The sequence below is a fragment of the Pseudomonas sp. FA-1 genome (genome assembly GCF_056856075.1).
The window spans coordinates 65,756-79,895 of record NZ_JBWXTH010000004.1 but is presented as its reverse complement, the minus strand read 5'-3'; the positions used below and the strand labels follow the sequence as shown (position 1 = coordinate 79,895).

Sequence of the window (14,140 nt, the reverse complement as noted above, 5' to 3'; positions counted from 1 at the left end):
GCGGCCCCAGCTGTTTCAATGAAAGCGCATCCACAAAGTGACCAACACCGTCGCCGCCACCAGCCAGGCCACTGTGGCCAGGGCCAGCGAGGCCTCCAGGCGCATTCTGTCGACCAGCACGTACAAGGCCGCCAGGTAGATGAAATAGGGAATGATCGACCACATGCCGAATAGGATGGTGGTCTTCAGGTCCGCCAATGACCGGCCCTTGCCGACGATGTAATGCGCGATCAGGGCGAAAGTCGGAAACAGTGGCACCAACCCGGCGATGTAGTAGTTGCGCGTCTTGGAAAGAATGGCCAGGAGCACCACGACGGTGGCGCCCAGGCTGGCCTTGAGTATCAGGTCCACGTTGGCATTCCTTGGTTCAGCTCAGGCCGTATTTCTTCACTTTGTCGAACAGGGTGGTCTTGGCCATGCCCAACTCCTGGCTGGCCTGGCTGAGGTTGCCGCCGGTGCGTTGCAGGGCGTCACTCAGCAGGTTGCGCTCGAAGGCCTCCACTGCCTCGGCGAACCCCAGCCCTTGGCTGGCGCCGCCCGCGCTTTTCTTGAAGGCCGGCAGGCCAAGGGCATGGCGCTCGGCGACGTTGCGCAGCTCACGCACATTACCGGGCCAGTCATGGGCCATCAGGCGCGACACGGTCTGGCTGTCGAGCTCCGGCACTTCGCGGTCGAAGCGCAAGGCCGACTGCTGGAGGAAGTGCTCGAACAGTTGCAGGATGTCTTCGCGGCGCTCGCGCAAGGGCGGCAGTTCCAGGGTGACCACGTTCAGGCGGTAGTACAGGTCGCTGCGGAACTGGCCGGTCTGGCCCATGGCGTCCAGGTCAGATTTGGTGGCGGCGATCACCCGGCAGTCCACCGGGATGCTCTGGTTCGAGCCCAGGCGCTCCAGGGTGCGTTCCTGCAGCACGCGCAGCAGCTTGATCTGCAGGTTGATCGGCATGCTCTCCACTTCGTCCAGGAACAGCGTGCCGCCATTGGCATGTTCGATCTTGCCGATACGCCGCTTGCCGGCACCGGTGAAGGCGTTGGCTTCATGACCGAAGATCTCGCTTTCGAACAGGTTCTCCGGCAGGCCACCGCAATTGAGCGCAACGAAGGGCTGGCCCTGGCGCCGACTGAAATCGTGCAGGCAGCGGGCGACCAGCTCCTTGCCGGTACCGGTTTCGCCTTCGATGAGCACGTTGGCCGAGGTATCGGCGACATTGGCGATCAGTTCGCGCAGACTCTGCATGGCCGCAGAGCGGCCGATGATGCGGCCCTCGAGGGTGGTCTGGCCAGCCAGCTGGCGCCTCAGGGCATGCACTTCACGAGACAGGCCGCGTTGCTCCAGGGCGCGGCGTACTACCTCCACCAGGCGCTCCGGGGAGAACGGTTTCTCCATGAAGTCGTAGGCGCCGTTGCGCATGGCACCGACAGCCATGTCGATATCGCCGTGGCCGGTGATCAGCACCACGGGCAGGCTGCGATCGCGCGCCTTGAGGCGGCCGAGCAGTTCCAGGCCATCCATGCCCGGCAGGCGGATGTCGCTGACGACGATACCGGCGAAATCGTCGCCGATGCGTTCCAACGCCTGTTCAGCGCTGCCCACGCCTTCGCAGGCGATGTCCTCCAGCGCCAGTGCCTGCTGGCAACCCAGCAGCACGTGGGGGTCGTCTTCGACGATCAGGACGGTCAAGGGTGCTTGGTTCATGGGGACCCTTTATTCATAGTGGTTCAGCCGATGTGCCGGTGGGCGTGACCAGGGGCAGGGCGAGGACGAAGGCGGTACCGCCGCTGGCGGGATGCTCGACGCCCAGGGACCCCTTGGCGGCGGCGGCAAGGCTCGCCGACAGGGTCAGGCCCAGGCCCAGGCCGTGCTCGCCGGGCTTGGTGGTGAAGAAGGGTTCGAACAGGTGCTTGCGGGCCTCGGCATCGATGCCATGGCCATTGTCGCGCACCCGCAGGCGGTATTTGTCGCCTTGTATTTCGCCTTCCAGCCAGAGTTGTGGTTGGGGCTGGCTGGCCATGGCGTCCAGGGCGTTGCCGATCAGGTTGACCAGGATCTGCTCCAGGCGGGTCTGGTCGATGGCCAATAGCTGGTCTTCGAACTGGCGATGCAATTGCAGGTTGCAGCGGGCGATGCGGTTGCCCAGCACCTGCAGGCTGGCCTCCACGGCCTTGTGGAGCGAGGCCTGGCCGCTGTCGTCGCCGCGCCGGGCGAAAGAGCGCAGGCTGGCGGTGATACGCCCCATGCGGTCGATCAGGTCGTTCATGGTGCGCAGGTTGGTACTGGCGGTTTCCAGGGCGCCGCGTTCGAGGAAGCGCACGGTGTTGCCCGACAATGTCCGCAGGGCGGCCAGCGGCTGGTTGAGCTCATGGGCAATGCTGGTGGACATCTGCCCGATGGCTGCCAGCTTGCCGGCCTGCACCAGTTCGTCCTGGGCGTGACGCAAGGTCTGTTCGGCATGCCGGCGCTCGCGAATCTGCCCCTTGAGGCGTTCGTTGCTGGCGCGCAGGTCGGCGGTGCGCTCGGCGATGCGCCGCTCCAGTTGGCTGTTGGCTTCTTCCAGGGCTTCGCGAGCGGCAAGGCGGGTGGCGATTACCTTGCGCCGTTCGTTCCAGGCGATGGCCAGGATCGTCAACAGGGCGAAGGCCACGCCCACCAGGATGCCCTGTACCATGGATTCGCGGTGCAGGTCCTGCAGCGGCGTGAGCAGGGTGAAATGCCAGGGGGTATCGACCAGGCGCCGGGTCTGGGCCAGGTAGGCCATGTTCTGGGGTCTGCCCTGGCCGCTTTCGCTGTTGGCGGGGAAGGTGAGCTTTTCTACGCCGTCGGCCAGGGTTTCGCGGGCCAAGGGTTGCAACTCGTTCAGCGGCCACCAGTAGTACTGCAGGCTGCGCGCCAGGCGTTCCTTGATCTGCGGGGTGAGTGGGCGTACCGACTTGAGCCGGCGGGCCGGGTCGCTGGAGAGGATGATGATGCCGTTCTCGTCACTGACGAACGCCTCCAGGCGCGCCCGTTGCCAGCGCTCCTCGAGGGTGTCCAGACGCACCTTGATCACCGCCACGCCGATGATCTTGCCGTGCTCCTCCAGCCCGTGGGCCAGGTAGTAGCCGGCTTCGCCGGTGGTGCTGCCGATGCCATAGAAGCGGCCAGGCTCGCCGCGCACGGCATCCTGGAAATAGGCGCGGAACGACAGGTCCTCGCCCAGGAAGGAGTCGGCGTCGCGCCAGTTGCTGGTGGCCTGGACCCGGCCGCTGGTGTCGAGTACGAAGATGGCCCGGCTGCGGCTGCGGCGGTTCAGGCCTTCGAGGTATTCATTGACGGTCTGGCGATAACCACCGTCGGGGTCGGTGAGCAGGCGCGAGACGCTGTCTTCGAGCTCCAGCAGACTCGGCAGGTAGGTGTACTTGCTGATTTCGCTCTCGACTGTGCGCGCATGCAGCTCGAGCTGGCGCTCGCCGTTTTCGCTCAGGGTGCGGATGCCGTTGCTCTCGCTGATCAGGTAGCCGGCCAGGCCCAGGCCGACCATCAACAGGATGATCAGGGGCGGCAGCAGCAATTGGCGAATCAGGCGGGATTTCACGACAGGTTGGGCAGGGCGAAGGAGCGAGGGGTCGCATTTCATCACAGTGGCCTTGTCACGACCAGCGTCCGCTGCCCGGATGCACCGGGCAGCGGCACGAGCCGACTCAGTGCTGCAGGATCTTGCTGAGGAAATGCTGGGTGCGCTCATGGCGGCCTTCGGGGTTGCCGAAGAAGTCTTCCTTCTGGCAATCCTCGATGATGCTGCCCTTGTCCATGAAGATCACCCGGTTGGCCACCTTGCGGGCAAAGCCCATCTCGTGGGTCACGCACATCATGGTCATGCCCTCGTGGGCAAGTTCCACCATCACGTCCAGCACTTCGTTGACCATCTCCGGGTCCAGCGCCGAAGTCGGCTCGTCGAACAGCATGACGATCGGGTCCATCGACAGCGCGCGGGCGATGGCCACGCGTTGCTGCTGGCCGCCGGAGAGCTGGCCGGGATGCTTCTTGGCATGGGCGCCCAGGCCGACGCGATCGAGCAGGGCCAGGCCCTTCTTGGTGGCTTCCGCTTCGCTGCGGCCGAGCACCTTACGCTGGGCGATGGTCAGGTTCTCGGTGATCGACAGGTGTGGGAACAGTTCGAAGTGCTGGAACACCATGCCTACCCGCGAGCGCAGCTTGGGCAGGTTGGTCTTGGGGTCGGCGATAGAGGTACCGTCGACCACGATGTCACCTTTCTGGAATGGCTCCAGGGCGTTGACGCACTTGATCAAGGTGGACTTGCCCGAGCCGGACGGGCCGCAGACCACCACCACCTCGCCTTTCTTGACCTCGGTGCTGCAGTCGGTCAGCACCTGGAAGTCCCCGTACCACTTGTTGACGTTCTTGATGGAAATCATACGGCGATCCTTTTTTGCAGACGCTTGACCAGCCACGAAGCGGAGAAGCTGATGAGGAAGTAGACGACACCGGCGAAGATCAGGAACTCATGGGAGCGCCCGATGATGTCGCCGTTGGAGCGGGCCGAGTTGAGGAAGTCCACCAGGCCCACGGTGTAGACCAGTGAGGTGTCCTGGAACAGGATGATGCTCTGTTGCAGCAGCAGCGGAGTCATCTTGCGGAATGCCTGGGGCAGGATGATCAGGCGCATGGTCTGGCCGTAGGTCATGCCCAGTGCCTGCGCGGCGCCCATCTGGCCCTTGGAGATCGACTGCACGCCGGCACGCACGATTTCGCAGAAGTACGCGGCCTCGAACATCATGAACGCCACCACACAGGAGGTGAAGGCGCCCACCGGGGTGTCTTCGCCGGTGATCCAGCGCAGCACGAACGGCACCGCCAGGTAGAACCAGGTGATCACCAGCAGCAGTGGGATGGAGCGGAAATAGTTGACGTAGGCTCCGGCCAGGTTCGACAGCAGCTTGCTCGACGACAGGCGCATCAGCGCCAGGAGGGTGCCCAGTACGATGCCGCCTACAACGCCCATGACCATCAGCTGGAGGGTCATCACCATGCCTTCCCAGAGGGCCGGCAGGGCGGGGATGATTTCGCTGAAATCCATGTCCATTTACTTGCCCCCCACGGAAATCAGGCCCGGTACCGAGACTTTCTTCTCGATCAGGCGCATGAACAGCATCAGGCCCATGTTCAGGGTGAAGTAGATCAGCGTGGCCAGGGTGAAGGCTTCGAACAGGTTGGCCGAAAACTCGGCGGTCTGCTTGGTTTGCGCCAGCAGTTCCATCAGGCCGATCAGCGAGGCCACCGAGGAGTTCTTGAACACGTTCAGGAATTCCGAAGTGAGCGGTGGGATGATGATCCGATAGGCCTGGGGTAGCAGCACGTTCATGTAGATCTGTGGCAGGCTGAAGCCCAGTGCTCGGCCAGCGGCTTCCTGGCCACGGGGCAAGGCCTGGATGCCGGTGCGCACCTGTTCGCAGACCCGCGCGGCGGTGAACAGGCCCAGGCAGATGACCACGCTGATCAGCGCCGAGGTGGTCGGGTTCAGGTCCTGCTTGAACCATTCCTGCAGGCCTTCGGGCAGCAGGTCGGGTACCAGGAAGTACCAGATGAACAGCTGCACCAGCAGCGGTACGTTGCGGAACAGCTCCACATAGGCAGTGGCGATGCCTGATACCAGGCGGTTCGGCACGGTGCGCATCACACCGAGCAGCGAGCCCAGCAGCAAGGCGATGATCCAGGCGGAGATGGCGATGGCGATGGTCCAGCCCAGACCGGCGATGTACCAGTCCAGGTAGGTTTCGCTACCCACGCCGGTGGACTTGAAGAACACGCCCCAGTCCCAGTTGTAATTCATCGGGATTTCCCCTCAGACGGTTGTTTCACGGGCACCTTCGAGCAACCGAGGGCGGCGAACGCCCTCGGTTGAAAGGTTAGACACTAATGAGTGGCCTGTCGGGTTGATTACGGCTCGGCTCGAGCCCCCGGCCACTGGCTGAGGTTCAGGACTTCTTCTCGTCCGCTGCCTTGTCGGTCGGCTCGGCGATCAGTTTTTTCAGCTCTTCGCTCATCGGGAAGTTCAGGTTCAGGCCTTTTGGCGGGATCGGCTGCTGGAACCACTTCTCGTAGCTCTTGTTGACTTCGCCCGACTTGAAGTAGGCGATGATGGCGTCGTCGACCGCTTTCTTGAACGCCTCGTCACCCTTGCGCACCATGCAGCCGTAGATCTCGTAGGACTGCGGCGTGCCGGTGATGACCCAGTCGGCAGGCTTGCGTGCCTTGGCCATTTCGCCGGCCAGCAGGGCGTCGTCCATCATGAAGGCCACGGCGCGGCCGCTTTCGAGCATGTTGAAGGCTTCACCGTGGTCTTTTGCGGAGATCACGTTCATCTTCATCTGCTTGTCGGCGTTCATCGCCTTGAGGATGCGCTCGGACGTGGTGCCGGCGGTGGTCACTACGTTCTTGCCGGCCAGGTCCGGGAAGTCCTTGTAGGCCGGTTGACCGTCCTTGACCTTGGTCAGCAGGCGGGTACCGACTTCGAAGATGCCCACCGAGAAGCCGACCTGTTGCTGGCGCTCGACGTTGTTGGTGGTGGAGCCGCACTCCAGGTCCACGGTGCCGTTCTGCACCAGCGGAATGCGGGTCTGGGAGGTGACGAGGTTGTAGCGCACCTTCAGGTCAGGCACGTTGAGCTGTTTCTTCAGCGCTTCGACGACGGCCAGCTGGATGTCGTGGGAGTAGCCCACGGGCTGTGGCTTGCCTGCCAGGTAGGAAAACGGAATGGAGGAGTCGCGGTGGCCCAGGGTGATGGTGCCCGAATCCTTGATCTTCTTCAGGGTGCCGGTCAGCTCTTCAGCCATGGCCGGCGAAGCGATGACCGCGGCCGCGATGGCGGCGCCCAACAGTTGACGAACGATACGCATCAAATTTTCCTCGACGTTGTTTTTTTTATGGAGCCGTTGGCGGACTCTTCGTTCTACGAATACAGCAAGAAGCGGGTGCATTCGGCTAATGAGTGTAGAGCATGAGTCGTGCCAAGCCCTGACATTGATCATAACGTCCCGAAAATACGGCGGATCAATCTTTTTTGAGGCATCGAAGGAGGTAGGGCTCGTACGGATTTCCGAATGGGTGCGATGGTTTCGTTCGGAAACCCGAACATCGGGATGCCTGCGATGCTCCGAGCGGGCCGGCATGCCGCCGGCCTGATCGTAATGGCAAAAGCCGCTAGTGCGATGCGTTCGAACGCGCCCAGGCTTCGGTCGTCAAGGTGCGCATCAGGGTCGATTCTTCTTCTGCAAGTTCATGCATCAACGCCCTTGCTCGATCTTCGTAGCCGCGTTCCTGCCCGGTTATGGCATGCTCCCTGAGTGCTTCCAGTCGCGCATGATACGGCGCGGTTATCGCCTCGAAACGTTCCGGGAAGCGTTCGCGCAGATAATTCTGCCAGTAGGGCCGATTGGCGAGCGCGTCCAGCATGGCCACGGCTGTATCGGCCCTCAGCACTTCCAGTTGTGCTCGGCCCAGGTCTGCTGTTGATACATCCGCGAACGACGCGAAATGCATCTCATCGGGCGCTGCAGGCAGGTCGAGCGCCCCAGCAAGCCGCGAGCGGTAGAATAGCCGCACCTCGATTTCGTCGACGGCGCGCCCGGCACTGCGCAACCTCTGCACGTGATTGTTGGCAAGGTCATCGAGCAGGTCCAGACGATGCAGTTGCCACCCCAGGTGCAGCAAGCGACTTTCCCGCCTCGCGACCGGTACCCCTTCCAGACCCTGGTAGGCCAGAACACCCACTTCCAGCTGATTGAGCATCAGCAACAGGCGGTCGTCGCAGCTGCGCGGCCCATCGGCCTCGCGGAACAATTGTTCGCGCAGCGCCTCGTTGTGTTCGCAGGCTTCCAGGATGTGCCATACGCGCCGGCGGTAATGACGTGGATAGGTCTGGAAATCCTCGCTTTCGGCAAAGTCGGCAAGAAACCTGAACAACCCGCCCGAGCCGGGCTCTTCGATCAGGCGATCCCAGGTGGCCTCGCGTTGGGCACGAAGCTGCGCCTTCCTGGACGCGACCCAGGTCGAGCGAGTATGTGCATCGACGACCTCGTGGGCATGGTAGGCGCTGCCCCGCGCCCCCGCTTCGGCGATATCGCGTGCTTCGTCCAGGTACTGGGCACTGCGTTCGTTCAGGGGGTTGTCATGTAGATTCAGCCGCCGCAGGCGCAGGCTCAGCCCGTGCATTTCTCGCTGCAGCTCGCTGATCCTGTTGTCGCGCAGGTCGACATGGGCGCGCAGCGCCGCGTTCTGGTGAACCTGGCCGATCTCGGCCTGCCCGGTGGCGCGCAGGCGCAGGTCATGCATGTGGGGCAAGCCGGAAAGGTCCGGCATGCCGTTGAGCGGGTTGTAGCTCAATGCCAGCGTATTCAGGTGCTGCAATTGAGCCAAGCGGCTGCTGGCTTCTGCGTCGAGTACGATCTGGTTGTTTTCCAGGTTCACGCGCCTGAGTTGGGTGAGGTTCTCGATGCCTATAGGTACTTGGGTCAACCGGTTGCCACTAAGGTCCAGGTCGATGAGGTTGGGGAAGCGCGTGAGGAACTGCGCATCGATCGTTTCCAGATTCATGTTGCGCAATGCCAGGTGGCGCACATGTACATAGTCGATACCCTCGGGCAGGTTCGGTAATGTGCTGGAGTATTCGCCGTCGATGGTCAATTCATACTCGTTGTTGGCATCGACCAGCTTGCGCCGCCAACTGCGGCGCAAGGTGTCGGCGATACGGCGGCGGCGGATGGCTTGGAGCGGGGTCTGCCAGTCAGCCTGCCATGCCCGCAAGGCCTCGCGCAGCTCGGTAAGCTGGCGCTGCAGCATCTGATAATGGGTCCACAGGTTCTCGCCTCGCTGACGTACGGCTTGCAGGTAGGCGTCGAGCTGCAGTTCGCTGAGGGTCGGAAAGATTTGATGGATGCCTCGCCGAATGGCTTGGCGACTGCTTTCACCGCCACCGCTGAGCGTATAGGCAAGCCTGCCATCGGCAAAACGCCTGGGAGGCTTTACGTCGGCGCCGATCGGTGCGAGGCCGACCAGTTTCGCCGCACGTCGGCGATCTTCGGCAGCTGCCTTGACCAACGCCCCACGTAATTGCCGTACCTGCAACCGAGCGCTGCCCAGCTTGGCCTTCTGTTGATCGTCAAGGCAGTGCAACAGGGTGTCGAGAAAGGGCGCGTTGGGCCTGGAGGCAGGGTGCGGGTCACCTGCGAGCGCATAACCGTGCTCGGATTTGACGATAGTAAAGACCTTGGTCGCCTCCTCATCTTGGCTTGCATACAGCACGGCCCCTTCCGGGTTGCCTGCCCGTAGTTCGACGCGCACCGATGCTGGCCAAGGCGCCATGTGTTCGATCAGCCCCAGGGCCAACCTTTCGCTATCGGAGTTGGCCAGCGCCTGCAGGCGAATGCCAAGGCACGCCTGGTCGACACGACTGTCACGTACATACCAGCGTGCGCGTTCGGCCATGCTCAGTGGCACACGCCCAGACGTGCGCAAGTGTTCCAGCTGGGCCGAACTGCTGTGCTCGATGACTTCCTGCGCTCCCCGCGGTGACAGGCGTTCGAACGCCGTGGTCAACGCCTTCTGCTCTGCTGAAACAGGCGGGTGCAATGTGGCCAGGTGTTCGTCGAGCGCCGTGCCGCGTAGGTCAGGATTTTCTGCATGCAGTTTCATGCGTTCATGGATATCGAGGAGCCGTGCCGGCGGCGCGGCCTGCTCCAGGCACAGGCGACGCAACTGGTCGGTGGACAGGCCCGTGGCGTCGAGCAAGATCTGGGCATCGGTCGACAAGAGCCCGGCGAAATGCCTTCCTTGCAACCCTTCCAGCAGCACCGACGCGCTCTCTTCGAGGGGGAGGTAATGAGCCTCTCGAACCAGCCGGATACCACCTTCGGGAAGCAGTTTTGGCGCCAGACTGTCCACAAGCGGCACCCGCTTGAGCGTCTGTATCGCGCCTGCGGTCAACCCTGCGAGTGCCAGCCCCTGTGCGACGACGAACAGATGATCCAGCGCTCCCTGGCGATCGCCCACACGCCAGTCCTGATAGCCTTCATACACTTCATCGAGCAGCTGCGCGGCGCTGACGATCAACAGGATATGGCCCACCACGGGAACAACGAATGCAGCCAGCCCGAGGAGGTCCAAGCCGGCGCCGAGCATGCCTTGCAGACGCTTGTGCCTGCTCAAGCGGTCTTCGATGTCGGTGGGGACGGCAATATAGGCCGCGTCCTGATAGATCCTGTCGATCAGCGACCTGCGTACATGAACGAATACGTTGCCCTCGACAGCCAGGTGGCGCCCGTCCAGTTCCAGGGGCTTGTCACTCGGTGTCTGCGCCAATAGACGTGAAAGCGTCGTGTCGAACCGGCTTCGGTCCTGCGCCTTGATGAAGCGCTTGAAAAATTCACGCAGGGCTCGGTGTTTCAGGCGATTGGCCAAATCGTTGTATACCTGGTTCCACGAATCGTAATGACGCACGCTCTTTTCAGGGTCATCAGGAATCCAGAGAATGATTTCATCGATATCGGCGTTCGGAGCCAGCCGCCACTCGAAGGCGACGATGCCTACCATGCATGTGCCCAATAGGTAGAGCTGGCGTGGTGTCAGCGTGCCTTTTCCAGGGTGGGGCTGCGTGGGGGCCTGCAACATCGGCAGCAACCGCAGCAGGTCTTTTTCATCCAGCTGCGCCTTGAACCGTCCTTCGTATAGTGCTGCCAGCATGCGCGTACGCACGCCATCCTGAAACATCTGCTCCACGTGTGCGCGGGCCTGGTTCGTCGGTTGCCCGCGGCCTGCCTTGGGTTCGAGGATGCCTTTCAAAAGCGATTGGTACTTCCCGCCGATGTCCAGGGTGCGGCACAGCGTGGCAAAGCGCTCGAAGGTCATGGTCAGCTGGCGTTCCTGCGCATCGACCAGGTGCGCCTTGCGCAGCAGCCATGGCTGGGTTTCGTGTGCTTCGTAATTATGCAAGGCGGCGGCAACAAGGCTCTGCCGTGTGGTGTAGGTGACGCTCGGTCTGTGCAGTTTCTCCGCAGCTGAGGCCAGTTCAAAGGTTTCTCTGACCACTACATGGGCGCGTCGTGGGTCGATGTGTCCGAGCCCCTCCAAGAGCAGCGCTTTTTCTAGGTGGGAGGCGGCGAAGTCTTCGATTGCCGGGATTCTGCCAAGCAGGTGCTGCAGGTTATCGGTGACGTGTTGTTGCGCTTGCAGCGCCTGTCGATAGGCATCCAGGTGCTTGGGCTCGGCGTTGATGAACCAGGCGGGAAGCTGCTGGGCGATCAGATTGTCGACCGAGGTGCTGGGGAAGGTTTCGGTGCTTGTCATGCAATGGGCTCCAGGTCCTAAAGGACCTAGAACACCAAGTCGTAAAGGGGGCCTGGCGGTACATAGTGAATGCGCTCATGCACGCCTACAGCCATGTACCGTCATTGAGGGCCACTTCCCCGCGCCTTCAGTCAGGCTGCCTGGGTGCGCGCCTGGCGTTCGCGTTGAAGGTATTGCTCGAGCACTTGCTTTTCACTTGCGCTGGTGAACAAGCCCAGCTTGGTACGCCGCCAGAGGATATCTTCTGCATCGCAGGCCCATTCGTAGCGGCAGAGGTAGTCGACTTCCCGAGCGAACAACCCGCCGCCGATCGCCTGGCCCAGGTCTTCAGGGCCTTGCACGCCTTCGAGCAATTGCCATACACGGCTGCCGTAGGTCACTGCCCAGCGTTTGGCGATGTCCATAGGCAGCCAGCCGTGGCGTGCCAGCAGGGCATCCACCAGGGCCTGGACGGTGGTCATGTTTTCACCGCCAGGCAGCGGCGCGGTGGCGGTCCAGCTTTCGCGCATCTGGGTGAAGAATGGCTTGAGTTCGACCATCGCCGACTCGGCCAGCTTGCGGTAGGTGGTCAGCTTACCGCCGAAGACCGACAGCAGCGGCGCCTGGCCTTCCCTGGCGGACAGCGCCAGGGTGTAGTCGCGGGTCACGGCGGAGGGATTGTCCGATTCGTCGTTGCACAGCGGACGCACGCCGGAATAGGTGTGCAGGATGTCCGTGCGGCCAAGCTGGTGGTTGAAGTGTTCGTTGACCACCTTGAGCAAATAGTCGGTTTCGGTGTCAGTGATCGCCACCGTGGCCGGGTCGCCGCGGTATTCGCGGTCGGTGGTGCCGATCAGGGTGAAGCGCTCCAGGTAGGGAATGGCGAACACGATGCGCTGGTCTTCGTTCTGCAGGATGTAGGCGTGTTCGCCCTCGTACAGGCGCGGGACGATGATGTGGCTGCCCTGGATCAGGCGGATGCCGTAGGGCGCTTCCAGCTTGAGGTCGTCCTTGATGAAGCTGGCCACCCAGGGCCCGGCGGCATTGACGAGCGCACGGGCACGAATGCTCTGCTGACGGCCATCGGCATGCAGCAGCTCGACTTCCCACACGCCGCCGACGCGCTCGGCGCGCAGGCAGCGGGTGTGGGTGTGGATATGCGCGCCTTTCTCACGGGCGGCCATGGCGTTGAGCACCACCAGGCGGGCGTCGTCCACTGCGCAGTCTGCGTATTCGAAGCCGCGGGTGATGGCTGGCTTGAGCGGGTTCCCAGGGCCGAAGCGCAGGCTGCGCGAAGCACCCAGTCGCTTGCGTTTGCCCAGGTGGTCGTAGAGGAACAGGCCGGTGCGGATCATCCAGGCCGGGCGCAGGTGTGGGCGATGGGGCAGGACGAAGCGCATCGGCTTGACGATGTGCGGTGCCTTGGCCAGCAAGACTTCGCGCTCGGCCAGAGCCTCGCGAACCAGGCGGAACTCGTAATGTTCCAAGTAGCGCAGGCCACCGTGGATCAACTTGCTGCTGGCCGAGGAGGTGTGACTTGCCAGGTCGTCCTTTTCGCACAGAAATACCTTCAGGCCGCGACCGGCCGCGTCGGCGGCAATGCCCACGCCATTGATGCCGCCACCGATCACGGCGAGGTCGTAGCAATCGGCGAGCGGGGGCAGGGACGGAGCGGAGTGGGACACGGCAAGGGCCTCCTGGGCGCGGTTCACATCGAAAGTGAACATTGATGTTCGTTTTCGAAAATACTAGCGCAACGAAAAGGCGTCCGCCAGTCAGTCTCTATAGAAAAAACTGATCTGATGACAAAGAAATGAACAATACCGAACATCAGCGCCGGACCTGACAAGCCAATCGCGGTCCGGCTAGGCCCGCGATTGGCACTTTCAGACCACTTCGAGGCGAATCTTGTGCTGGTTCAACAGTTGGGTCAGGGCAGGGGTGGGCTGCTGGTCCGTCACCAGGCAATCGACCAGGCTGATCGAGCCCAGGCGAACCATGGCGTTACGGCCGAATTTGCTCGAGTCCGCGGCCAGGATCACCTGGCGGGCGTTGGTGATGATCGCCTGGGAGACCCGCACTTCCTGGTAGTCGAAGTCCAGCAGGCTGCCATCCTCGTCGATGCCGCTGATGCCGACCACGGCGAAGTCGACCTTGAACTGGTTGATGAAGTCGACGCTGGCCTGGCCGACCACACCGCCGTCGCGCCGTACCGTGCCGCCGGCCACCAGCACCTCGAAGTCGTCCTTGGCGCCCAGGATCGCGGCCACGTGCAGGTTGTTGGTGATGACCTTCAGGTGGCTGTGGTTGAGCAGTGCACGGGCAATGGATTCGGTGGTGGTGCCGATGTTGATGAACAATGAAGCATGGTCAGGAATTTGCTGGGCCACGGCTTCGGCGATGCGCTGCTTCTCGTCGCGCATCTGGTCGGCGCGCATGGCATAGGCGGTGTTCTCTATGCTCGAGTCGTATGCCGCGCCGCCGTGGTAACGCCGCAGCAGGTTCACTTCGGCGAGCTGGTTGATATCGCGGCGGATGGTTTGGGGGGTGACGACGAACAGCTGCGCCATTTCTTCGATACTGACGTAACCACGCTCGCGCACCAGTTCGAGGATTTGTTGTTGGCGGGGAGGCAGATTCATGGGCGGTCCTTGGGGGCAGCCGGACAAATTCTGCAATGATGCCGTAGGAAGAGGATGACGGCCAGTCTGCTACCTCAGGTTCGGCGTATTGCCTGCCTTGGTCCTAGCGCCGGTAAGCCGGCTCCCACAGGTTCGGCGGTGTCTACAACCGCAGCGCAATACAAGTGGGAGCCGGCTTGCCGGC

General features: G+C 62.6%; 10 protein-coding genes. All 10 read right to left on the bottom strand.

The window, feature by feature from the left end:
* Nucleotides 1-15 precede the first annotated feature (15 nt).
* The 10 genes from AC1MHZ_RS09135 to glpR all read right to left on the bottom strand — a co-directional run bounded on the left by AC1MHZ_RS09135 (nucleotide 16) and on the right by glpR (nucleotide 13,956).
* Complete coding sequence (locus tag AC1MHZ_RS09135; protein ID WP_368829702.1) at nucleotides 16-342, bottom strand: GlpM family protein; 327 nt, start codon at nucleotides 340-342, stop codon at nucleotides 16-18.
* Nucleotides 343-367: 25 nt separating this feature from the next.
* Nucleotides 368-1,693: a two-component response regulator AauR gene (aauR, locus tag AC1MHZ_RS09130; protein WP_482966280.1), complete on the bottom strand. Its 1,326-nt coding sequence runs from the start codon at nucleotides 1,691-1,693 to the stop codon at nucleotides 368-370.
* A 13-nt stretch (nucleotides 1,694-1,706) separates the two neighbouring features.
* Entirely contained in the window at nucleotides 1,707-3,611 is a 1,905-nt protein-coding gene (gene aauS / locus AC1MHZ_RS09125) for a two-component sensor histidine kinase AauS (protein ID WP_084855997.1), read from the bottom strand.
* A 64-nt stretch (nucleotides 3,612-3,675) separates the two neighbouring features.
* On the bottom strand, nucleotides 3,676-4,410 hold the full coding sequence (locus AC1MHZ_RS09120; protein WP_043206506.1) for an amino acid ABC transporter ATP-binding protein: 735 nt from the start codon (nucleotides 4,408-4,410) through the stop codon (nucleotides 3,676-3,678).
* Nucleotides 4,407-5,078 carry an amino acid ABC transporter permease gene (locus tag AC1MHZ_RS09115; RefSeq protein WP_084855999.1) on the bottom strand — a complete coding sequence of 224 codons (672 nt, stop codon included), beginning with the start codon at nucleotides 5,076-5,078 and terminating at the stop codon, nucleotides 4,407-4,409. Before AC1MHZ_RS09115 ends, AC1MHZ_RS09120 begins: the two co-directional genes overlap by 4 nt.
* Nucleotides 5,079-5,825 carry an amino acid ABC transporter permease gene (locus AC1MHZ_RS09110; RefSeq protein WP_084856001.1) on the bottom strand — a complete coding sequence of 249 codons (747 nt, stop codon included), beginning with the start codon at nucleotides 5,823-5,825 and terminating at the stop codon, nucleotides 5,079-5,081.
* A gap of 145 nt (nucleotides 5,826-5,970) precedes the next feature.
* Nucleotides 5,971-6,891, bottom strand: a complete 921-nt coding sequence (locus AC1MHZ_RS09105) for a glutamate/aspartate ABC transporter substrate-binding protein (RefSeq protein ID WP_084856003.1) — start codon at nucleotides 6,889-6,891, stop codon at nucleotides 5,971-5,973.
* Nucleotides 6,892-7,195: 304 nt separating this feature from the next.
* Nucleotides 7,196-11,335, bottom strand: coding sequence for an NEL-type E3 ubiquitin ligase domain-containing protein (locus AC1MHZ_RS09100; protein WP_482966279.1), 4,140 nt, complete (start codon nucleotides 11,333-11,335; stop codon nucleotides 7,196-7,198).
* Nucleotides 11,336-11,466: 131 nt separating this feature from the next.
* Nucleotides 11,467-13,041, bottom strand: a complete 1,575-nt coding sequence (gene glpD / locus AC1MHZ_RS09095) for a glycerol-3-phosphate dehydrogenase (RefSeq protein WP_253249324.1) — start codon at nucleotides 13,039-13,041, stop codon at nucleotides 11,467-11,469.
* Nucleotides 13,042-13,200: 159 nt separating this feature from the next.
* Complete coding sequence (glpR, locus tag AC1MHZ_RS09090) at nucleotides 13,201-13,956, bottom strand: DNA-binding transcriptional repressor GlpR (protein WP_084856008.1); 756 nt, start codon at nucleotides 13,954-13,956, stop codon at nucleotides 13,201-13,203.
* Nucleotides 13,957-14,140 lie beyond the last annotated feature (184 nt).

Bases quoted from the DNA above. Each gene is read 5' to 3' on its own strand.
- AC1MHZ_RS09120 (WP_043206506.1), bottom strand. From the start codon at position 4,410: ATGATTTCCATCAAGAACGTCAACAAGTGGTACGGGGACTTCCAGGTG.
- aauS (WP_084855997.1), bottom strand. From the start codon at position 3,611: ATGAAATGCGACCCCTCGCTCCTTCGCCCTGCCCAACCTGTCGTGAAA.
- AC1MHZ_RS09115 (WP_084855999.1), bottom strand. From the start codon at position 5,078: ATGGACATGGATTTCAGCGAAATCATCCCCGCCCTGCCGGCCCTCTGG.
- AC1MHZ_RS09100 (WP_482966279.1), bottom strand. From the start codon at position 11,335: ATGACAAGCACCGAAACCTTCCCCAGCACCTCGGTCGACAATCTGATC.
- glpR (WP_084856008.1), bottom strand. From the start codon at position 13,956: ATGAATCTGCCTCCCCGCCAACAACAAATCCTCGAACTGGTGCGCGAG.
- AC1MHZ_RS09110 (WP_084856001.1), bottom strand. From the start codon at position 5,825: ATGAATTACAACTGGGACTGGGGCGTGTTCTTCAAGTCCACCGGCGTG.
- aauR (WP_482966280.1), bottom strand. From the start codon at position 1,693: ATGAACCAAGCACCCTTGACCGTCCTGATCGTCGAAGACGACCCCCAC.
- AC1MHZ_RS09105 (WP_084856003.1), bottom strand. From the start codon at position 6,891: ATGCGTATCGTTCGTCAACTGTTGGGCGCCGCCATCGCGGCCGCGGTC.
- glpD (WP_253249324.1), bottom strand. From the start codon at position 13,041: ATGTTCACTTTCGATGTGAACCGCGCCCAGGAGGCCCTTGCCGTGTCC.